Source organism: Paraliomyxa miuraensis (assembly GCF_026337845.1).
Classification (GTDB): domain Bacteria; phylum Myxococcota_A; class Polyangia; order Nannocystales; family Nannocystaceae; genus Paraliomyxa; species Paraliomyxa miuraensis.
In genome coordinates this window covers 362,637-384,396 of the sequence record NZ_JAOVZF010000153.1, presented here as the reverse complement: position 1 = coordinate 384,396, position 21,760 = coordinate 362,637, and the positions used below count along the sequence as shown (strand labels likewise).

General features: G+C 69.6%; 15 protein-coding genes. 8 read left to right on the top strand and 7 right to left on the bottom strand.

Annotation, left to right across the window (positions count from 1 at the left end; all coding sequences use genetic code 11):
- The 3 genes from OEB96_RS22225 to OEB96_RS22215 form a co-directional block, all read right to left on the bottom strand.
- Positions 1-1,602 (bottom strand): SpvB/TcaC N-terminal domain-containing protein (locus tag OEB96_RS22225; RefSeq protein WP_323137424.1); only part of this gene is annotated, 1,602 nt, incomplete at its 3' end.
- Between the two features lie 447 nt (positions 1,603-2,049).
- Positions 2,050-2,613, bottom strand: coding sequence for a hypothetical protein (locus OEB96_RS22220; RefSeq protein WP_266218572.1), 564 nt, complete (start codon positions 2,611-2,613; stop codon positions 2,050-2,052).
- A gap of 65 nt (positions 2,614-2,678) precedes the next feature.
- The gene (locus OEB96_RS22215; RefSeq protein WP_266218571.1) at positions 2,679-3,530 is read right to left on the bottom strand and encodes a peptidylprolyl isomerase; all 852 of its coding nucleotides are present in this window, start codon (positions 3,528-3,530) and stop codon (positions 2,679-2,681) included.
- 130 nt (positions 3,531-3,660) lie between these two features.
- Between OEB96_RS22215 and OEB96_RS22210 the strand changes: the two genes are divergently transcribed.
- Both OEB96_RS22210 and OEB96_RS22205 read left to right on the top strand, forming a co-directional pair.
- On the top strand, positions 3,661-5,451 hold the full coding sequence (locus tag OEB96_RS22210) for an ABC transporter ATP-binding protein (protein ID WP_266218569.1): 1,791 nt from the start codon (positions 3,661-3,663) through the stop codon (positions 5,449-5,451).
- 256 nt (positions 5,452-5,707) lie between these two features.
- Positions 5,708-8,635, top strand: a complete 2,928-nt coding sequence (locus OEB96_RS22205; protein ID WP_266218568.1) for a protein kinase domain-containing protein — start codon at positions 5,708-5,710, stop codon at positions 8,633-8,635.
- A 65-nt stretch (positions 8,636-8,700) separates the two neighbouring features.
- Here OEB96_RS22205 and OEB96_RS22200 read toward each other — a convergent pair whose 3' ends face one another.
- The 3 genes from OEB96_RS22200 to OEB96_RS22190 all read right to left on the bottom strand — a co-directional run bounded on the left by OEB96_RS22200 (position 8,701) and on the right by OEB96_RS22190 (position 13,941).
- Positions 8,701-9,735 carry a hypothetical protein gene (locus OEB96_RS22200; protein WP_266218566.1) on the bottom strand — a complete coding sequence of 345 codons (1,035 nt, stop codon included), beginning with the start codon at positions 9,733-9,735 and terminating at the stop codon, positions 8,701-8,703.
- 275 nt (positions 9,736-10,010) lie between these two features.
- Positions 10,011-10,772: a LolA family protein gene (locus tag OEB96_RS22195; RefSeq protein ID WP_266218565.1), complete on the bottom strand. Its 762-nt coding sequence runs from the start codon at positions 10,770-10,772 to the stop codon at positions 10,011-10,013.
- 391 nt (positions 10,773-11,163) lie between these two features.
- Positions 11,164-13,941: an FtsK/SpoIIIE family DNA translocase gene (locus OEB96_RS22190; protein WP_266218563.1), complete on the bottom strand. Its 2,778-nt coding sequence runs from the start codon at positions 13,939-13,941 to the stop codon at positions 11,164-11,166.
- Positions 13,942-14,135: 194 nt separating this feature from the next.
- Between OEB96_RS22190 and OEB96_RS22185 the strand changes: the two genes are divergently transcribed.
- From OEB96_RS22185 to OEB96_RS22160, 6 genes are all read left to right on the top strand, one after another.
- The gene (locus OEB96_RS22185; protein WP_266218561.1) at positions 14,136-14,930 is read left to right on the top strand and encodes an OmpA family protein; all 795 of its coding nucleotides are present in this window, start codon (positions 14,136-14,138) and stop codon (positions 14,928-14,930) included.
- A gap of 97 nt (positions 14,931-15,027) precedes the next feature.
- A complete protein-coding gene (locus OEB96_RS22180) occupies positions 15,028-16,674 on the top strand; it encodes a benzoate-CoA ligase family protein (protein WP_266218559.1) in 1,647 nt (548 codons plus the stop codon).
- On the top strand, positions 16,671-17,468 hold the full coding sequence (locus OEB96_RS22175; RefSeq protein WP_266218558.1) for a creatininase family protein: 798 nt from the start codon (positions 16,671-16,673) through the stop codon (positions 17,466-17,468). The genes OEB96_RS22180 and OEB96_RS22175 overlap by 4 nt, the downstream gene beginning before the upstream one ends.
- A 91-nt stretch (positions 17,469-17,559) precedes the next feature.
- Positions 17,560-17,760, top strand: a complete 201-nt coding sequence (locus tag OEB96_RS22170; protein ID WP_266218556.1) for a hypothetical protein — start codon at positions 17,560-17,562, stop codon at positions 17,758-17,760.
- Between the two features lie 228 nt (positions 17,761-17,988).
- The gene (locus OEB96_RS22165) at positions 17,989-19,098 is read left to right on the top strand and encodes a VWA domain-containing protein (protein ID WP_266218555.1); all 1,110 of its coding nucleotides are present in this window, start codon (positions 17,989-17,991) and stop codon (positions 19,096-19,098) included.
- An 84-nt stretch (positions 19,099-19,182) separates the two neighbouring features.
- Positions 19,183-20,373: a hypothetical protein gene (locus OEB96_RS22160; protein ID WP_266218553.1), complete on the top strand. Its 1,191-nt coding sequence runs from the start codon at positions 19,183-19,185 to the stop codon at positions 20,371-20,373.
- A 39-nt stretch (positions 20,374-20,412) separates the two neighbouring features.
- On the opposite strand, the gene OEB96_RS22155 is transcribed toward OEB96_RS22160, so the two are convergent.
- The gene (locus OEB96_RS22155) at positions 20,413-21,738 is read right to left on the bottom strand and encodes a LamG domain-containing protein (RefSeq protein WP_266218551.1); all 1,326 of its coding nucleotides are present in this window, start codon (positions 21,736-21,738) and stop codon (positions 20,413-20,415) included.
- Between the last annotated feature and the right edge of the window lie 22 nt (positions 21,739-21,760).

Below are 21,760 nucleotides of genomic sequence, written 5' to 3'. Positions count from 1 at the left end.
GGCCACGACCACTTCCTTCGCGAAGCGATACCCCCATGCGTCGACCCATGGCCCGCCCGTGAGGTCGCGTCGAGGGATCAGCAGGTCATCGCGTAGATCGCCGTTGGCCTCGATCACCATGATCGAGAACCCCGGCTGGAGCCGGTCGAAATGCGTTGCAGCGGCGGCATCGACGATGGCCTGCTCCTCCTCGGCGGTGAGTTCCTCGTCGTCTGGCACCGCGGCCAGGGCTGCGTCCACCTCGGCCTCGATGAGCGCCTCCACGTACACATCGCCCTCGGGCAGCACCGTGGGCCACGACACGACGACCGGCGTATCGAGCAGGTCGAGCTGCGAGGTACCGTCCCAGGCCCTCCAGCCCGCGTCGGTGAAGTAGAGCAGGTCGTGGTCGGAGTCGCCGTCGAAGTCGCCGACCAGGCGCGTGGGCGAGCTGGCGAACGGCACCGGATCATCGACGAGCTCGGCGTCGGGACCGAGGAAGACGCCGTACGGCACGAAGCCCATCGAGAGCGAACCCGGGGCCCCGCCCGGAGCGCTCCACTCGAACGTGGTCTGGGGCAGGCATGCACCCGCGGCATCGCACTTCTTGACCCATTCGATCCGGCTGCGGCCGGAGAGCGGGTCGAGGTCGTAGCTCAGCACGTAGGTCGCGATCACCTGCGCGTAGGGACCCTCGACGGTGATCGTCTCGAGCCGCTCGGTGCGACCCTGTACCACGCCCGCCACGTAGCCCCACGAGACATCGGTGCGAGCGACGTAGCCGAAGCGAACGTGTCGTCGGCTCGCCTCCGAGCCAGTGCCTCCATAGGCGATCTCGTCGAGCCGCAACGTATACGCATCGGAGCCCCCGGCCGGCTTGGGAGCGTGATACCGGTACTCGATGCCGTTACCGAAGCGATCCTCGGCGCGGCGCAATGCCCATACCCACGGCACGGGATCGCCGTCGATCTCGTGGAACAGCATGGCACCGGGCTGGCCCAGGGTCAGGATCCGGCCGTCCTTGGTGAAGACCTCGAAGTAGCCGTCGCGAGCGTCGATGTCGGCGTGCCCGACGATCTTCGCGAACGGATCCCGGCGCGTGCGGTACTCCGCACCATCGAGGCCATGCACCCCCGCGACCAGCACCAGGCGCTCGTCGCCCCAACAAAGCGGATCGGCCAGCTCGAATTCGAAGGGGCCATTCGTACCGTCGAGCGCGAGCGTGCGGTTGCAACGGCGGATCGGCGGGGCGATCCCCCCTAGGGAGAACCCGACGCCGAGCGGGCCATCCTGCGTGGTGCTTCGATACTCCAACGACAACTCCGGCGTCATCGACCCCACGCCCGGTGCGACGTCGAGAGGAATCGAGTAGACGGCCTGGCCGGTCGGCGTGACCCCGGACCGCCCGGGTAGCGTGCCAACCTCTGTAGAAGGATCGAACGCGATGGCCTGCCCGCGAAGCTGTGCGACCTCGTCCGCCAGCGTTACCGGCGGTGGCGGTGGCGGTGCCACGCCTCCGCGTGGCGCGACCTCGACCGCGGAGGAGCCACCGCCGCACGCCGAAGCGAACAGCAGCGCGAGCGTGGCGATCGTGAGCGTGGACCCAAGAGAACGAATGGGCATGGACACCTCCAACGAGCGCACCGAAGACCACCCGTCGTACCACGACGAAGCCCTCGCTGGCCGACGAAATCTGGCGGGCCGGCTGACGAATCACCAGCCCTCAAGTGACCATGGGCGGGCTACGGCACGTTCATGAGCTGGTCAAATGAGACCAGACACGAACGGTCACTTTTTCGGTGCACACTCGCGCTCCGTGAACTCGGGCACTTGCCCGTTTCGACCGCCACCCCGTGTGGCCATCCTTGGCAAGCCGGCTGACCATCCTCTGCGCCGTTACGCGAGGGTTCGAGTCGTCGCCAGCGCTGCGCAGCAATCACGAGACTTGGCGCCATCGACCCAGCTCGCCTCGCTACGCGAGCAGGATCGAGCATGGCCCAGGACGCACGAAGGGCCGAGCGCATGCGCCCGGCCCTTCGTTGCCGCCATGATCTGCGTCGGCCTCGTCGCTCACTCCTCTGGCACCGCCGGCACCGGAGCGTCGGGGGCCGGGGCACCCTCGGGCAGGGCATAGTCATCGTCATGTGTGGCCTCGCCGTCGGACGGGCGGCGGCCGTTGCTGCTGGCACGACGGGCAGCCTCGCGGAACACGTCGATGGGCTCGAGCGCGCGCTGGGCTAGTGCGAGGTGATCTGCGTGCGTGCGGGAGTACGCCAGCACCTGCAGCGCATAGTCGACGATCGCCTGGGTCAGCTCGCGCAGCCGCTCGAGCATCGAGACCACGGGCGGCTCCGCCTTGGGGGCCGAGGTGATCCCGAGCACCACGCCATAGTCGGCATGCGCCGCGGACAGTTCCTCCATGAAGCGCTCGCCCACCAGGCGATCGAGGTCGTCGCGAAGATCCTCCTCGTCGATGATCTGGAGCAGTCGCTCGCTGTGCGCGTGCTCCTCGACGAACTTGAGCTGCGTGAACGACAGGCCGCCGGGGAACAGGCGAAGGGCGAGCGCCGTGCTGCGGAGGCGATCGGAATCGTCGGCGGCGAAGACCTCGTGATCCACGAGCCGGCGCTGCACCACCGACCGAGGGCTTCCCGCAGCGGCCCGGGGGGCGGAGCAAGGGCGCGGGGACCGACGTGGCCCTACCGCGGGGCTTCGGGATACCGCTGCCCGAGCTCCCGCAGCAGCTGCTCCCGCGCCGCCTCGAGCATCGGGGCCCGCACGGCCTCCACCAGCTGCTCTTGCACCTCGGGATCGTGGAACGGCCGCCGCGACGCCGGGATCACCTGCTGGACCCGTCCGACCAACAAGGTCTGGGCCACCACCACCGGTGCCGACAGCCAGTCCCCGGCATCGAGCGCCTCGTCGAACAGGATCGGATGGAACCCCGGGTGCTCGGCGTCGTCGCGGATCTGGAGCGGCGTGGCGAAGCGCTCGCCTAGGAGGTCGAGGGTGGTCTCGCCCCCACGCAGCTGCTCCAGGGCGGCGTCGGCCTCGGCGTAGCTCGTGAATGCCACGCCTTCCATGTTGCGCTGCTCCTCGTACCACAGCGCATCGGGATGCTCGTCGTACCACGCTCGCAACGCGGCCTCGTCGGCCGCGACCGTCTCGCGCGGGACTCGGCGCTCGAGCTCGGCGGCGAGGTAGAGCGACGCCTCCTCTTCGTAGAGCGCCCACGCCACGCGGGGGTCGTCGGCCAGGCCCTCGTCCCGGGCCTCCTGGGCCATCAGCTCGGCCGCCACCAAGGCCTCGAGCAACGCCGCCCTGCCCTCGGCCCCGCCAAAGCGCACCTGGGCGTAGGCGCCGAGCTGGGTCTGCACCCCCGACAGGTCCTCGGGGCCCAGCACCACGTCGCCCACCACCGCCAGCTTGCCCGCGGGTACGCCCTCGTCGGTCACGCTGCAGGCCAACCCCGCCATGGCCTCCATCACGATGGAGACGAGCGCCGCCCCGCGCCACGCGGTCCGCCCGCTCGAGCGTGCTCGGGATCGCACGGGATGCGATGGTAGCGAAGGGAGCCCAGACCCACCACGACCTCGCAGAGGCGGCCTCGAAGCGCCCCGGGCCGCGCCTCCCCGAACGACCGGTTCCTCGGCTGGCGCATCGGGGCTAGCCTGCCCCCCAATGGCCGCCGCACCTGCCGACGAGACCATCGACGAGCTCCCGCCGATTGCGCGCCTGCGCCGGACGTTCCGCTACGTGATCCCCTACCGCGGGCGGCTGGTCATCGCGCTGGTGTGTCTGGCGGTGGGCAGCACGCTGGGTCTGGTCTACCCCTCGTTCTTCGGCGACGTCATCGACGCCGCGTTCACCGACAAGGACGTCACCCAGCTCAACGACAGCACGCTCTTGCTGGTCGCCATCTTCGCGGTCCAGGCCGTGTTCGTGTTCTTCCGCCACTACTTCATGACCTGGATCGGCCTGCGCGTGGTGGTGGATCTCCAGGTCGAGGTCTACCAGCACCTGGTGCGGCTGTCGCAAGCCTACTTCCACGAGAAGCGCACCGGCGAGCTCTTGTCGCGCATGGCCAGCGACGTCAACCAGCTGCAGAACACGGTCTCGCAGGATCTGAGCATGGCGCTGCGCAATGCCGTCACGCTGATCGGCGGCATCGTGATCCTGCTGGTGACCAACCCCTACCTCACCGCGGTGATGCTGGCGGTCGTGCCTCCCCTGATGCTGCTGACCATGTGGCTCGGCCGCAAGATCCGTGGCCTGGCGCGCAAGGCCCAGGATCGCCTGGCCGAGGCCAACGGCGGCTTGCAGGAAGGCCTCGCCGGCATCGAGACCGTGCAGGCGTTCACCCGCGAGGAGCACGAGACCCAGCGCTATCGCAGCGCGATCCTCGACGCGTTCGTCATGTTCGTGCAGCGCACGATCGCACGCGCGTGGTTCATGAGCGCATCGAGCTTCCTGGCCTTCTCCACCCTGGCCGGCATCTTCTGGCAGGGCGGGCGCATGGTGGCCGCCGGCGAGATCTCGGCCGGCGACCTCACCGAGTTCATGCTCTACACCATGCTGGTGGCCGGATCGGTGGCCGCCATGTCCGAGGTGTGGAGCAGCTTCCAGCAGGCGCTGGGGGCCAGCGCCCGGATCTTCGAGATCCTCGACACCCCCGCCGACATCGCCGATGCCGAGGATGCCGTCGGGCTGTCCTCGGTGGAGGGCGACATCCGCTTCGAGCACGTCTCGTTCTCCTACGCCGATCGCGACGCCACCGTCATTCGCGACGTCTCCTTGCGGGTGGCGCCTGGCCAGGTCTGCGCGCTGGTGGGCGCGAGCGGCTCGGGCAAGACCACGCTGGGGCGCTTGCTGCTGCGCTTCTACGATCCGCAGGAGGGACGGGTGACCCTCGATGGGCACGACCTGCGCGCGATCCGTCTCGAGAGCCTGCGCGGGCACATGGCCTTGGTCTCGCAAGAGCCGGTGCTGTTCTCGGGCAGCATCCGCGACAACATTCGCTACGGACGGCTGCAGGCCAGCGACGCCGAGGTCGAGGCCGCGGCCCGAGCCGCCAACGCACACGACTTCATCATGGGCTTCCCGCAGGGCTACGACACCCGCGTGGGCGAGCGCGGGGTCCAGCTCTCGGGCGGCCAGCGGCAGCGGGTCTCCATCGCCCGTGCCATCCTCCGCGATCCGCCCGTGCTGCTGCTCGACGAGGCCACGTCGGCGCTCGACGCCGAGAGCGAGCACCTGGTGCAGGAGGCCCTCGAGACGCTCCAGCGCGACCGCACCACCCTGGTCATCGCGCACCGCCTGAGCACGATCCGCCACGCCCACCTCATCGTGGTGCTCGAGGACGGCTGCATCGTCGAGCAGGGCACCCACGAAGAACTGCTGGCGGACAACGGCGCCTACGCACGACTGGTGGCCCGACAAGCGACGGCCGAGCAGGCACCCGCGGCTCAGTAGGCAGGCGTCGCTCGCCGCCCAAGTCCATCTCCGAGCGCTCCCGCCGCCCCCGGCGCGCAACCCGAACCTACGCTCCTCAGGGGATCCCCTGCAAACCGATCGGCTCGCAATTTCAAGCATTTGACAGCGTCGTCGCCGTCGATCATATCCTCTTCCCGAAGGCCCTCGAGCCGCTTCCCCCTTGCGCCTTGGTCGGTGGAAGGTCCACCCGAGACCGCCCCCGATCGCGCTCGCTACCTCGAGCTTACGTACCGCCGTGACCAACGACGAAGGGGCCATCTCCGGCCGGATTGCGGACCGCTCCATCGCGGACCTCTTCCAGTGGCTGCACGAGTCGCGCGGCACGGGGATCGCCCGCTTTCGGACCGCTCTGGGCACCGCCACCGTGTGGTTTCGCGACGGCGAACTCATCGATGCCGACATGGGTCGGTTCCACCTCGATGCCGCCGTACTCCGGCTCATGCGGATCCAGGACGGCGAGTACGAGGTCGAGTTCACGGCGATCCAGCGGCGCCACGCGATCAAGGCCAGCACCCCCGTGCTCCTGGCCGAGGCCCGCCAACGGGCCCCCCGCATCGGGCCGACCAAGTCCCCGACGGGCGCGGCTGCGGCGGTTCCCGTGCCCCGGCCCAAGGCCGACAGCAACGCACGAACCCTCCACGACGCCAAGGCCGTCCCCCGTCGACCTCCCTCCAACGACGCAGCATCGACGACTCCCACCCCCAGCTCCACCGCGCGGGGCCCCTCCGCCCGCCGCCGCCTCGGCTGGAGCCCCACGGGCGGAGGCTCGGCACAAGGCCCGGAACCGGCACCGAGCCCGCCGCCAACTCGGCCGGCCCAAACCCCCTCCGGCCGCTTCGTGCCTACCCCCGCCCCCGCTCCACCCGAGCGCGGGCAGCCGCGCGACGACGCCCCCAAGAAAGGGCGTACCGGATTCCTGTTCGGGGTCAGCACCCCCTCGTCGTCGGGCTCGGATGCCGAACCCACGCCCGCGTCCGCGGCCCCTGCGACCAGCGCGCCCACGTCACCTCGCACGCCTCGCTTCGGTGACGTTGCCGTGACCGACCCGGCCTCGCCCGCGGACGCGCGCCCCCCGAGCGAGCCCCGACGCCGTCGCCCCCGTCCCGCTGCGCGCCGGACGGTTCCGTTCGAGCCCGAGCGCTCCGACCGAACGCTGCTGCGCCCCGGCCCGGTACCACCACCGCCGGGCCAACCGGTGGTGCTGCCTCCCACCTCCTCCGATCCCATCGCCATCGACTCGCCGCCCGACGAGCCGCCCGAAGAGGAGGCCACGATCCGCCGCTCGCTCGCCGGGTCCGAGCCCGGACGGGGCTCCACGGCCGTGCTTCCTCCCCAGGCCGCCCCCGACCTGGTCGACGAGGTGTACTCCCATCCGATCTCGGTGCCCACCGCGCCCAACTTCGGCCCGGGGGGCACGTGGATGCTGACCGGTGCCTCGGGTCCGAGCGAGCCGCCACCGAGCGATCCGACCACCGAGGACACGGTGTCCTTGAACGCGGCGGACGTGGTGCAGGCCCGCGGGGGCCCCTCGCTGTCGGGACACGTCAAGGCCGGCGGCACCGCGCACGTGGGTCGCTACGAGGTGCTCCTGCGGCTGGCGCGGGGCGGCATGGGGACCGTGTACCTGTGCCGCGTGACCGGCGAGGGAGGCTTTCGCCGGCTGTTCGCGCTCAAGGTCGTCCGCGATCACCTCAACGCCAATCGAACCTACGTTCGGATGCTCCTCGAAGAGGCGCGCATCGCCTCCCGGCTCAGCCACCCCAACATCGTCAGCATCATCGACATCGACACCTTCGCGGGCCAGCACTACCTGGTGATGGAGTACGTGGAGGGCTGCACGTTGTCCGAGCTGCTCAAGGCCCACCCCAGGGAGCGGCCGCCCGAGCTCATCGTGCCCGTCGTCATCGATGCGCTCACGGGCCTCCACGCCGCTCACATGCTGCTCGGCGACGACGGCTCGCCAAAGCCGGTCGTGCACTGCGACTTCTCCCCGCAGAACATGCTCGTGGGGATCAACGGAACCTGCCGCATCACCGACTTCGGCATCGCCAAGGCCGCCGATGCGCTCCCCGAGGGGCCCGGTCGCGGCAAGCCCGGCTACCTCTCGCCCGAGCAGGTCCGTGGACTTCCGGTCGATCCCCGCTCCGACGTGTTTGCCGCCGGCGTGGTGCTGTGGAACGCCCTCACCGGCGAGACCCTGTTCGACGGCGAGACCCCCGAGCAGATCCTCCACCAGGTCGTCTCCCGCAGCGTGCCCAAGCCCAGCACGGTGGGCCTGCGACCGCCGGCATGCTTCGATCGGATCTGTCTGCGTGCACTCGAGCGCGACCCCGGCCAGCGCTACCAGAGCGCCGAGCAGATGCTGATGGAGCTGCGCAAGGTCGCCATCGCACAGGATCTGCTCGCGCCGTCGAGCGAGGTGGGCCGCTGGGTGCAGGAGACCTTTGGGGCCCAGCTCGAGCTGCGTCGCCAAGCCGCAGGCCTGGGTCCGGGCCCCGCGGTCGCGCTCGCGCTGCGCGAGGCGGGCCCGCTCGGTGCGATCGCGGCTCGACCACCTCCGGGCGATCGCACCGACGACACCGAGTCCATCGACGGTGCCAACGCCTCGATGACCATGATGCTGCGCTCCGAGCCCGCCCCCGCCGCCGACCCCCACCCCGGGGCCGACGAGGGCTTTGGACCGCGGACCCGGGTGGTGGTGATCATCGCGGCGCTGACCTTCATCGCGACCGCCGTCATCACGCTGTTCGTCCGACCCGATCTGCTGCAGGGTGGGATCATCGACGAGCGGGGCCTCTACGTCGATCCCAACGAGCCTCCGCCCGAGATTCCCTACCCGCTGAGCACCTCGGGCGGGCTCGAGCCGGTGGTCGACGACCAGACGACCGGAGCACCCGCCTCGGCCGACACGATGGCCCCTGCGACGACGGGCACCGAGCTCGAGGAGGAGACCGATACCGACGGCGAGGGTCCCACCGCGCCCCCGCCCGCTGGTGATGCCACCCGCGATGCTCCCAAGGGCAAGCCGGGCAAGGCCAAGTCGACCGACGAAGAGCCCACCCCCGCACCCAAGGCGGGCAAGGGCAAGGGCAAGCGCAAGGACGCCGGGGTCCCCACCGCGCCCCCACCCGATCTCGACGAGCTGTTCCGCCAGCCCGGCTGATCCTCCCCACGCAAGCGGGGCGACCCTCGATGCGAGGATCGCCCCGGGCGACCGGATGGACCCGCTCAGTCCACGTTGAAGATCAGGGTGAAGATCGCTCCGTCGGCCGAGCCGGCGGTGCCCGAGCCCGCGACGGCTCCCCCCACCTCGACCTCGAAGACCTCGGCCAGCGCCGGCGCGAGGATCACGAAGATCCCCAGATCCGAGGTGTCGACGTCGCCAAACGAGCCATCGTCGTTGAGGTAGCGGATGAAGGCGCCCGAGCCAGCATTGGTGGACCGCACGACCGCACCGCCGATGGGTGCTCCCGCGGCATCGCGGACCAGGCCCACCACTCCCCCCTGCTCGCCGAGCGGCAGGTTCTCGCCGGGGATCATCGCGTCCATGGCCAGCGCATCGGACCAGTCGCCCAGGTCGGACTCGGGCACCATCCAGATGTCGTGGATGCTGTTGGCGACGTTGTAGTCCGAGCCGCCGTCCACCGGAGCCGCGAGCCCGGTGGCCGTGAGGTAGTAGCCCCCCAGCGACGTCAGGCCGACGATCCCGACCACCGCCGAGATGGGACCGGACGACGTCACGTCGATCTCGCCGCTGGCGTTGGTGGTCCCCTCCACGATGGCCGTGGCACCCGTGGGATTGGTGGCGGCCTGGAGCGCCGCCGCCACCACCACGCTGGCCCCACCGACGGGCTCGCGGGTCGTGAAGTCGAACACGGTGCCCGTCACTCGCGTGGCGCAGTCGGGCGGGGTGGCGGCACAGACCGCGTCGCCGTTGACCGGCACGTCGGTGAAGATGGTGCACACGCCCGACATGCACTCGGAGTTGGCCGCACAGCCCTCGCCCTCGGCCGCGCCCGCGTCGCTGGTGCCCAGGCAGGCCATGGGCCCGCCGGTGGTCTCCGGCTCGCCGGTGCTGTCCACGGTGCCCGCGGTCGACTCACTCGAGCTCGAGCTCGAGCCGGTGGTCGTGGTGCCGGACGTGCTGCTGCCGTCCGAGGTGCTGTCGTTGGAGCCCGTCTCGGCCGGGCCGTCGTCCCCCGGGCAGCCGGCCAGCGGCAGGAGCAATCCAAGTCCCATCATCCAAAGCTTGTCGATCTTCATCTAGGTGACTTCCTGTGGCTCGTAGGGCGTGCCCGACCTGCCCCCTCCGCCGTGGGTCACACCCCAAGGGCGTCCCGGTCCAGCACGCAGCCGCAAGCATGCGGGGGCCCGAACGCGCTGCCCAGGGGCGGGAGCGTGAACCAGGTCACGCACGTACATGCGAGCGCTGGTGACCACGACGCACCAGCGGTCCGATGCGTCCCAGGTCCCCCAACCGAATCCTCGGCTCGATCCCCAATGGGGAAACGACCGTTTCGGGTGCTTCCGCCGGCGGGCTAGCCGTCGACCTCGGCGTAACCCTTGGGCTTGGTGAAGGTGAACTCCGAGTCGGCCAGCCCGTTGTTGCGCGCCACCCCGGACAGATCGAACTCGTTGATGCTCTTGTCGGCGTTGCGCACCACGAAGGCGTCGACGCGCCCGGTGGCATCGTCGACCACCAGCAGCAGCGACACGTAGTGGGGGTTCTTCTTCTTGGGCCCAAGCTCGATCACCGAGTGTCCGGGCTTGCCGTAGACCTTGGCGAGGCGCTCGCTGGCCATGCGCACGCGGAAGTCCTCGACCAGCTGCCGTCCGCCGAACAAGAACTTCTCGGCCCCGGCGAAGTCGGCCGTGTCCACGCTGCGGCTGACCACCTGGCGAAGATCGTGCTCGACCACCTGCAGCTTCTTGCGGGTGACGTAGAAGTCGGGCGCGGTCTTGGCCGAGTAGTCCCACACCATCTTGCCCGGCTTCTTGACCCGCAGCTTGCCCTTGCTGACGGTCTTGTTGCCGTACACGGGCTGCGTATAGGTCTGGGTGAACGAGGCGGTGAGATCCGACGTGGCATCGTAGTAGGCCTGCACCTGGGCCAAGATCTTGCTGCCGGGTGCATCGTCGGCCGGGTCGTCCGAGCCCGGGTCGATCGCATCCGGATCCAGGACCACCGGCTCGGCCACGACGGCTGGTTCGAGGGGAGTGGGCTCGGGTACGTCGGTGATGAGATCACCGGCTGCACACATCAGGCCGTAGGACAGGACACAGGCGATTGGGGTCGGCATGGGACGGCTTGCAGCATAGTCCACGCACCAGCCGGTGCCGAGGGTTCCCGATCCGCGCTCGGCGCCGTCTCGCAGACGGTGTCGCTCCCAATTGTCCCTGGAATCCTCGGCACTTGGTTCGAAGACCCAGAGTGGTCCAACCCAACCGGGCCCCTGGGGACAAGAGAGTCCATCCCACGGAAATGGGCGTGGCCGACCTCGGTTGACCTGGCCCTAGCCATCACCCCCACGAGATCCCCCATGCTGATGCTCCACCTGGCCACCGTCGCCCTCGTCGCCACCGCTCTGTTCGAGGTGGCCCGCACCATCGTCGAGGACTGACGCGTCCCCCAACGAAGAGAGCCGCCCGGGCATCCCGTGGCGGCTCTCTTCGTTGGGGTCACCGCGAGGCTCAGGCGGCCGACACGTAGACCTCGCGCGGGGCGGTGCCCCGAGCCGGTCCGATGACCCCTTGTTCCTCCATCGCCTCCACGATCTTGGCGGCGCGGTTGTAGCCCACGTTGAGGCGGCGCTGCAGCATGCTGGTGCTGACCTTGCCCGACTCGGCCACGATCTCCACCGCGCGATCGTAGAGCGGATCGAAGCTCTCGGGCCGCTCCTCACCCCCCACGTCGTCCTGCTTGCGCACGATGTCCATGTTGTAGACCGGGCGCGCCTGCTTCTTGACGAACTTGACCACCTCGAGGATCTCGTCCTCCGACACGTAGCAGCCATGCACGCGCTGGGGCTGCGTGCCGCGGTCCATGTGCAGCATGTCGCCCATGCCCAGGAGCTGCTTGGCCCCCTTGCCGTCGAGGATGGTCCGCGAGTCGGCGTCGGAGGTCACCTGGAACGCGATGCGCGAGGGGAAGTTGTTCTTGATGGTCCCCGTGATCACGTCGACGCTGGGGCGCTGGGTCGCCACGATGAGGTGGATCCCGGCCGCGCGGGCCTTGGCCGCGATGCGAGCCACGCTCTGCTCGACCTCCTTGCTCGCCACCATCATCAGGTCGGCGAACTCGTCGATGATGACCACGATGTAGGGCAGCTTGGAGGGTCGATCGGGGAGGTCGGACCCGCCGATCACCGGGCGCGGCCCGTGCTCGTCGAACCCGATCCCGGGCAGCCGGGTGCCGTCGGCTCCGTCCTCGCCGTACTCGTCCCCACCATGCTCGGCCTGGGCCTCGGCCCGGTCGCGGGCGAGCTCCTCGGCCGCGACCTGGGCCATGCGGATCTCGTGCTCCCAGTGCGCCTGCAGCTCGGGCAGCTTGCGGTTGTAGCCGGCGATGTCGCGCACCTGGGCCTCGGACAGCAGCGCGTAGCGGCGCTCCATCTCGTTGACCGCCCAGCGCAGCGCCAGCGCGGACTTCTCGGGGTCGGTCACCACCGGGAGCAGCAGGTGCGGGATGCCCTCGTAGATCGACAGCTCCAGCATCTTGGGGTCGATCATGATCATGCGGACGTCCTCGGGGCTCGACGTGTAGAGCAGCGAGCAGATCATCGCGTTGACGCCCACCGACTTGCCCGAGCCCGTCGCGCCCGCGACCAGCAGATGCGGCGCCTTGGCCAGATCGCAGGTGCTCACGTTGCCCGTGATGTCCTTGCCCAGGGCCATCGGCAGGCGCTTGCCCTTGCCAAAGCCCTCGTCCTCGAGGATCTCCTTGATGTAGACGGTCTCGCGGGTCTTGTTGGGGACCTCGAAGCCCACCGTGGCCTTGCCCGGGATCGGCGCCAGGATGCGGATGCGAATGGCCTCGAGGGCCATCGCCAGGTCGTTCTCGAGGCTCTCGATCTTACTGAGCTTGGTCCCGGCCTCGGGCTTGAACTCGTAGCGGGTGATCACCGGGCCCGGGTGGATCTTGGTGACCTTGCCCTTGATGCGGAACTCGGCCAGCGTCGAGACCAGGCGCTGGGCCTGCTCGAGCACGAAGCCGCGATCGACCTCGGTACGCTCGGTGGTCGCCGCCTCGAACAGGTGCACGGGCGGCAGCTGGTAGGGCCCCGCGCTCAGCTTGACCACGCCGGGGATCCCCTGGCGCGGCCGGGGCTCCTCGGCCGGAGCGGAGACCGAGCGAGCCACCCGCAGCTGCTCGGGGCGCGGAGGCGCCTTCTTGGCGGGCTTGTCCGACTCGGCCGCGGGCTCCGACGTCGCGTCCTCGCCTTCGACCTTGTCGCCAGCCTCGTCGCCGGCGGGCTCGTCCTGCTTGATCACGATCTCGGGCAGTTCCTCGGCATCCTCGGCCTCCGCATCCGTCGCGGGTGCCTTGGCCGGCTCCGCCTCGGTCTCCTCCCCGGACTCGCTGCGCTTGCGGTTGCCCGAGCCCGCGCGTCGGCGATTGCCCTTGGCTCGGGGGGCCTGCGCCTCGGAGCTCTGCGCCTCGGCCACGGACTCCTCCTCGACCTCGGCCTCGGCCTCGTCCTCGGGCTTGGACTTGGCCTTGGTGCGACCGCGCGAGCGACGAGGGCGGGCGGGCTCGACCTCGGCCTCCTCCGCCTCGTCCTCGCCCTCGTCCTCGCCCTCGTCCGCGAGTTCCTCGCCGTCCTCGAACTCGTCCTCCTCGATCTCGTCGTCGAGTTCCTCCGCAAACGAGGCCTCGTCCTCGGCCATCGCGGTGACCTCGTCCTCGTGCTCGACCGCCTCGCGCTGCGCACGGATGAGATCGCGGGCCCCATCGATCAGGTAGCGCACGGTGCTTCGCACCCCACGCCACACCAGCTTGGCCAGGCCGATGAGATGGGCCGACGACAGCGGCGTGGAGGCCAGCAGCCCCGCGCACATCACGGCCAGCGCCACGAGATAGGTCCCCGCGTGGTGGAACAGGCCCAGGCTCACCTCGCCCACCAGCTCGCCGGTCAGGCCTCCGGCCGTGTAGCCATGCACGCGGTAGCCGGGGAACATCACGTGCAGCAGCACGCAGCCCGCCGTGGTGGCCACCGCAAAGCCCAAGCCCTCGCCCAGCCCAATCTCCATGCCGCGGCCGAGCAGCGACTGCACGCCCATCGCCAGCACGCCCAGCGCAATGAGGTAGCTGGCCATGCCGAAGCTGGCATAGAGCGCACCTGCAGCCAGGTGACCCACCGGCCCCATCAGGGTCCCGTCCCCTCCTTGATAGGAGAGCAGGCCGCCCAGCATCAGCGCACCCACCGCCAAGAGCGCAATCCCCAGGAGCTCCCCAAAGGGGCGCAGCAAGCCGTCTCCCCCTCGTCCTCCCCCCCGTTGTGGTTGCGCGGGCTTTGCGCTGGACCCCCGAGTCGTCGTCTTCTTCTTGGAGGATGCCATCGTTCGCCGTTCAGCGCGGGGTGCAAACCCCGCATATCGCACCCCATCTTACATACCGGGTGGGGCAGATCAAATCCTTGGCATTGGGTGCTACCTTGCGCCCAATGCGACGCGCACTTCTCGCCATTTCGATCGCCGTGCTGATGTTGCCCGTGGGCTGCAAGCGCAAGGAGCTCGAAGCCCAGCTCGCCGAGGTCCAGGACAAGCTCGCCAAGACCGAGGCAGCGCTCGACCAGGAGAAGAAGACCAGCCAACAGCTTCGCGACGAGAACCAGACCTACCAAGCCCGGATCGCCGAGCTCGAGGGCGAGCTCGTGGCGCTCAACAAGCAGATCGAGGATCTCGCGGCCAAGGCGGGCACCACCGCCAAGGAGCTCGCCGAGCTGCGGGCCGAGAAGGCCAAGCGCGAGAAGGAGCTGCAGGTCTACAAGGACCTGTTCGGCAAGCTCAAGGCCATGGTCGACGCGGGCACCATCCAGGTGGGCTTCCGCAAGGGCCGCATGGTCGTGCAGCTCTCCAACGCGATCCTCTTCGACTCGGGCAAGTCGTCGCTGCGCGCCGAGGGCAACGAGGCCATCGCCAGCCTCGCCCCCGCGCTGGTCTCGGTCGATCGCGAGTTCCTCGTGGCCGGCCACACCGACAACGTGCCCATCAAGACCGCCCGCTACCCCAGCAACTGGGAGCTCTCCACCGCGCGTGCGGTCAGCGTGGTCAAGGCCCTCATCGAGGCCGGCTATCCCGCGGCCAAGGTGGGCGCGGCCGGCTACGGCGAGAACGACCCCGTCGGTGACAACACCACCGACGAGGGCAAGGAGCAGAACCGTCGCATCGAGATCATCCTCATGCCGAACCTGGGCGAGATCCCCGGCATGAAGGAGATGCTCCAGGGCAAGCGCTGAGCCGCGTTCGAGGCGGTCTCCATCCGAGGCCGGCGGCGCGTGCCGCATGCGTGGGCCGTCCCCGCCCGGGGACGGCCACGGTACATTTGCCCGGCGCATGAGCCAGCCCGAGCCGATCGTCGTCCCCGACCGCCTCAACATGGCGACCTGGTTCCTCGACGCCCGCGTCGACGAGGGGCGTGCCGAGCAGGTTGCCGTGCACTACCACCCGGGTCCCGACGACGCCGCACGCGAGGTCACCTACGGCCAGCTGTGCGACCGCAGTCATCGGGTCACCAACCTCCTGCGATCGCTGGGGCTGAGGATCGAAGAGCGGGTGCTGCTGCTGCTGCTCGACACGCCGCAATTCGTCGAGGCCTACTTCGGCGTGCTGCGGGCCGGCGGCGTGGCCGTGCCCGCCAACACCTGGCTGCAACCGCAGGACTACGCCTACTACCTCGAGTATGCGCGGCCGCGGGTGGTGATCGTGGACGCCGAGGTCTGGCCCGCCCTCGAGCCCGTGATCGCCGATGCCCCGCACACCGATCACGTGATCGTGGTGGCGCGCGGCGACGCCAAGATGCCCACCGGTGCCGTCGCGCTGGTCGACTACGAGACCGAGGTGGCCAAGCAGCCCGCGCTGGCCCCCACCGAGCCCACCTATCGCGACGACTTCGCCACGTGGCTCAGCAGCAGCGGCTCCACCGGCAAGCCCAAGTGCGTGATGCACATGCACCACGACTTCGTGTGGAACACCATCGCCTATGCGCAGCGCACCCTGGGGCTGACGGAGCGCGACGTGACGCTGTCGGCGCCCAAGCTGTTCTTCGGCTATGCGCTGGCCAGCAACATGCTGTTTCCGTTCAGCGTGGGGGGGCGCTGCGTGCTGACCCCGCAGCGGCTGCAGGCGGAGGAGTACTTCGAGCTCATCGAGCGCTACCGGGGCACGCAGCTGGTCACCGTGCCCACGAGCATCGCCAAGATGATGGAGGTCGACACCAGCGGGCGCGACCTGTCGTCGCTGCACTCGCTGGTGAGCGCCGGCGAGGCCCTGCCCCCGCGGCTCCATCGCAGCTGGAAGGACCGCTTCGGGGTCGAGATCTACGACGGCATCGGCTCGGCCGAGATGTTCCACGTGTACATCACCAACCGGCCCGGCGACGTCAAGGAGGGGAGCCTCGGGCGGATCGTCGAGGGCTATCGCCACCGGCTCGTCGACGACGACGGCAAGGAGGTCGGCGAGGGGCAGATCGGCACGCTGGTGATCGAGGGGCCCTCGGCCGGCGCCGGCTACTGGCGCATGCGCGACAAGAGCCGCGAGACCTTCTGGGGCGACGCGGTCAAGGGCGGCGACAAGTTCCACGTGGATGCCGATGGCTACTTTTGGTACTGCGGCCGCGGCGACGACATGCTCAAGTGCTCGGGGGTGTACGTGTCGCCGGTCGAGGTCGAAAACTGCCTGCTGGGGCATCCGGCGGTGCACGAGGCCGGCGTGGTCGGGTATCGCGACGAGGCCGGGCTCGAGAAGGCGATGGCGTTCGTCGAGCTGGCCCGCGAGCACCAGCGCAGGCCCGGGCTCGAGCAGGAGATCGTGGCGTACGCCAGGGATCACATCGCGGCCTTCAAGGCGCCGCGACGGGTGGTGATCGTCGACGCGCTGCCGCGGACGGAGACCGGGAAGATCCGGCGGGCGGCGCTGCGGGAGCTGGCGAAGGCCGACGCGGGTGCAGGCAAGAGCAAGAGCGAGGGAGAGACCGAGGCATGAGCGAGGGCACCTCGACGAGCGAGGCTCGGGAGCCCGGGCGCGCGGCGGATCTGCGCGCGCTGGCGTATCCCGAGGTCGAGGCGCTGCTGTCGGAGCCGCGGCCGAGCGTGGCCATCATCCCCACCGGCAGCACCGAGGCCCATGGACCGCACCTGCCGCTGTGCACCGACACGCTCATCAGCGAGGAGGTCGCGGGGCGGGCCACGCGGGAGCTGGCGGGGCTCGGGTGGAACGCGGTGCGCTTCCCTCCCCTGCACTACGGGGTCACCGACTGGGCCGCGAGCTTTCGCGGCACCACCACGATCTCGCGCGAGGTGATCCATGGCCTCGTGCTGCAGGCGTGTCTACAGGCGCATGCGATGGGGTTTTCGCGGGTGGCGATCACCAACGCACACCTCGAGCCCGGGCACATCGAGACGCTGCGGGCGGTGACGCGAGCGTTCGAGCAGCACACGGGGCAGCCCTTGCTGTTCGCCGACAAGACCCGGCGCAGGAACGCGCAGCGGCTGACCGCGGAGTTTGCCAGCGGCTCGTGCCACGCGGGGCAGTACGAGACCAGCCTGGTGCTGGCGATTGCACCCGAGCTGGTGAAGATGGACGTGGCGCGGGCGCTGCCCGAGTACGTGGTGCCGCTGCACGAGAAGATCGCGGCCGGAGCCAGGGACTTCGTGGAGTGCGGGGTGGAGCGGGCCTACTGCGGCAATCCGGCCGGAGCCACCGCGGAGGAAGGGGAAGCGTCGCTGCGGGTGTTGACGGCGATGGTGGTCGAGGCGGTCGAGGGCAGCGTGGGCTGAGCGACCATCGCGGCACCGAGCCCGGCCGAGACCTCGCTCGAATCGTTCGAGATCGCCAGCATTCGAAGCCCACGGTGCTACGCTGCTCGCCGTGGGGCTGCCGCTGGACGATCGCGTGGGACTCGACCCGACGCAACGCCGCTCGCTGCAAGACGTGCTGGCCAGCCAACACATCCTGCAAGATGTCGTCCGTTGGCGCATGGTGAGCGACGTCGTCGTGCAAGACGAGTACACCCACGACGTGGTCGTACCCTGGAACGACGGGATGGTCCTCGTCTACGACACCACGTGACTGGGCGGGCTCACGGCGGTCGCCGTTTGGGATCATGCTCCGAACGCCGATGAGCTGCTCGAGGCGCGCCTCGAACGTGGATGGCGACCCACGCCCACCGCCACCAGGGACGGCAACGTGGTGCTCGGCCATGCGGCATGTCGGGTGCCCGTAGGTGCCGATTCGGTGATGACGAAGCAGTGATACGCTGGTCAACGATCAACGGATGTGAAGGGACGGGATGGGACGATGATGAATGCTCGATGGAGACTCGGCCTCACGGCAGCGTTGCTGACCGCCTGCGGAGGCGAAGGCAGCCGCGCCGACGGCGACCAGAGCGGCTCGGGGATCACGGTGCTCGCCACTGACTCCGCCACCATGGGCGTGGGCACCGCCGACGAGACGGGCCCCAAGCTCGACGTGCCCGCGGCGATGGACCTGCTGGGTGAGGAGGAGTGCGCGGCCGTCGACGCTCAGGCCGAGCTGGTCCCGCTGCCCGCCGACATCATCTTCGTGGTCGACAACTCGGGCTCGATGGACTACGAGGCCCAGCAGATCCAGCAGGAGATGAACGGGTTCTCCAGCCAGATCATCGGCAGCGGCATCGACGTGCACGTGGTGCTGGTGTCGAGCTACCCCAACCAGGGCAACGGGATCTGCATCCCGGCCCCGCTGGGCAACGGCGGCTGTCCCGGTAGCGACACCAACCCGCCGATCTTCACCCACGTCGATCGCCAGGTCGGCAGCCACGACGCCTGGGAGGCGCTGCTCGAGACCCACCCGCAGTGGGCCCCGGCCTTCCGCGAGGAGTCGTCCAAGCACGTCGTGGTGGTGACCGACGACACCTCGAACATGGACTGGCAGGACTTCGACGCCCAGTTCCGTGCGCTCGATCCGAGCTACGAGGGCTACATCCATCACTCGGTGGTCTGCCACAGCGACTGCCCCGACGCGGCCGGGATCGGCACCAACTACATCCAGCTGTCGATGATGACCGGCGGCGTCGCCTCCGACCTGTGCGACCAGGACTTCCAGACGGTGTTCGACGCGCTGTCCACCGAGGTGATCGGCGGCACCGAGCTGGCCTGCGAGTTCCCGATCCCGCCGCCCCCCGATGACATGGAGTTCAACCCCGACCAGGTCAACGTCGAGTTCGACGACGGCATGGGCAACGTGCTCCAGATCGGCCGCGTCGACTCCGCCGCCGACTGCCCCAACGTGGTCGACGGCTGGCACTACGACGATCCCGTATCGCCCACGCTCATCGTGGTGTGTCCGCAGACCTGCACCAAGCTGCAGTCCTCGGAGAACGGCACCGTCAACATCGCGTTCGGCTGCGCGTCGATGCCGGCGGGTTGAGCCGAGCGGGCGCTCGTCCGACCGGCTCGCGAGACCACTTGATCCTGCAAGCATGCCGTTGGTTGCTAGGCTGCCGATGGACTCATGGATGCTCGATCGACGATCACCCTCGTCGTCGTCACGTGTGCGACGGCGTCGATGGCATGTGGCGGTGGCGGCGGCCAAGGAGACGACGACTCGCAAGGTCCCGGGATCACCAACCTCGACACGGGCGCGAGCACGGCGACGGGTGCGAGCACCGGCACCGGCACCGGCGTGGTCACCGGCGGCGGCTCGAGCACCAGCACCACCGATGACGGCCTCGACGGGACCACGGACGGCCTGCGGTTCGACCTGCCCACCGTGGTGGACCTGAGCCCCGGCGACGACGAGTGCGCCGCCGTGACCGTCGAGGGCGAGCTGGTCCCGGCGCCCGCAGACGTCGTGTTCGTGGTCGACAACTCGGGCTCGATGGGCTTCGAAGCCATGCAGATCCAGGCCGAGATGAACGGGTTCTCCGGCCAGATCATCGCCAGCGGCATCGACGTGCACGTGGTGCTGATCTCGAGCTATCCCGGCGTCGGCAACGGCATCTGCATCCCCCCTCCCCTCGGCGGCGGAGGGTGCCCGCTCAACGACGACGCTCCGCCGGTCTTCACCCACGTGGATCGTCAGGTCAACAGCCACGATGCCTGGCAGGCGCTGCTGCAGACCCACGGGCAGTGGGGTCCCGCGTGGCGCGAGGACTCGTCCAAGCACATCGTGGTCGTGACCGACGACACCTCGAGCATGGACTGGACGGACTTCGACGACGACTTCACCGACCTCGACCCGAGCTACGCGGACTACATCCACCACTCGGTGGTCTGCCACTCCAATTGCCCCGATGCCGCCGGGATCGGGACCGACTACATCCAGCTGTCGATGGTGACCGGCGGGGTCGCCTCCGATCTGTGCGCGCAGGACTTCCAGACCGTGTTCGACGTGCTGTCCACCGAGGTGATCGGTGGGGCCCAGCTCGCCTGCGAGTTCGAGATCCCACCGCCGCCGGGAGATCTCGAATTCGACCCCGACGAGGTCAACGTGGAATTCGACGATGGTCTGGGCAACGTGCTCCCGATCGGCAAGGTCGATTCCGCCGCCGACTGCCCCAACGTGACCGACGGCTGGTACTACGACGATCCCACCACGCCGCAGCACATCGTGGTGTGCCCGCAGACCTGCGACAAGCTCCAGGACGCGGAGGACGGCACGGTGAACATCGCGTTCGGATGCGCCTCGGTGCCCGCCGGCTGACGGCACGCCTCGGGTGGCCGCTCTCGATCTCGCACTCGATCAGGGACACGGCGCCGGCTCGACCGCACCCACGCTGGCCAGCACCGCGGCCGGCTGGCGCTGGGTGCGGTGGTCGGCCCGGATCCACGAGTCGGGCAGCGGGAGGTCGGCCACCCGCACCTCGTCGAGCATCCCGTCGAGCGTACCCAGCTCGCCGTGCCCGAGCTGGAGCGGATGACCGTCGTCGGGCAGGGTCGCACCCGGAGGATCGTCGTTGACGTCGATCAGCTCGCCGTCGACGTAGAGCCGGGTCGTGGCCGCATCGGCATCGCGCACCAGGGCCAGGTGCAATAGCTGCCCCACGTCCTGAGAGAACCCGCCGACCCCCGTGATCGTGGCATCGATCTCGTACTGACAGTAGAGGTTGCCGCCGTCGATCCGCCAGCACCGGGGGTAGAAGTAGTCGCCGTTCAGGCGCTGGAAGAAATCGCCATCGTCGGCATCGGCGCCGTCGTAGCGCACCCAGAAGCTCATCGAGTACGACTCGAGCTGGCCCACGAACTGCGCGTCGATGGTCACGGCATCGTCATCGCCATCGAACGAGATGCCCTGGCCGATCACTGCGGGCACGCTCTGCTCGGGCTGCATCTGGCCCGAGGTCACCCCCGGCTCGTCGACCCTTGCGCTGTTGCGCAGCTCGTCGCCGTCGATCCCGCTGAGCCCATCGCCGAGGTGCCACACGCCCACCCAGGTTCCGGTCCAGACCTCCGACGGATCGCCAGCCACATCGGCCCCGCCCACGCGCAGCTCGAGGCGCAGGGGCTCGCCGAGCACATACGTGGGCAGCCGCACCCACAGGGCCAGAGAAGTCTCGTCGAGCCGCTCGAGCTCGCTGGCAAGGACGATCCCGTCGGGCCCCAACACCACCGGATCGGCGTCGGCCACTGCGAGCGGCCCCGCGATGGCCGCGTCGTCGATCGCCACCAGCAGCGGATAGCCCTCGAGCACCTCGGACGCGCTGAGGAACGCCGTGTCGATCTCCAGCACCACCCGCTCGCCGCACGTGGGCATGGGGCCCGTGGACTCGAGCACCCCGGAGGCGCCCTCGGTGTCCGTGGTGCTGGTGGTCTCGCCAGGGCCGGTCGTGCTCGACGTCCCCTCGACGGGCACGCAGCGGCCGGGCGCCACCGTGGCGTTGGGCGAGCGCACCCAGCCGCTGTCGCAGGCATCGCTGGGGTAGGCGCAGGCACCATCGGCCAGGCAGATCCCCGGTGCCCCGCCGCGATCGCAGTGGGCATCGTCGGAGCAGCTGAAGGGCGAGAGCGTCGGGCAGCCCACACAAGCCCCCGACGCGAGCCCGACGACGACGAGGACCCAGCGGCTCACGGCGGAGGGACGATACCACGGC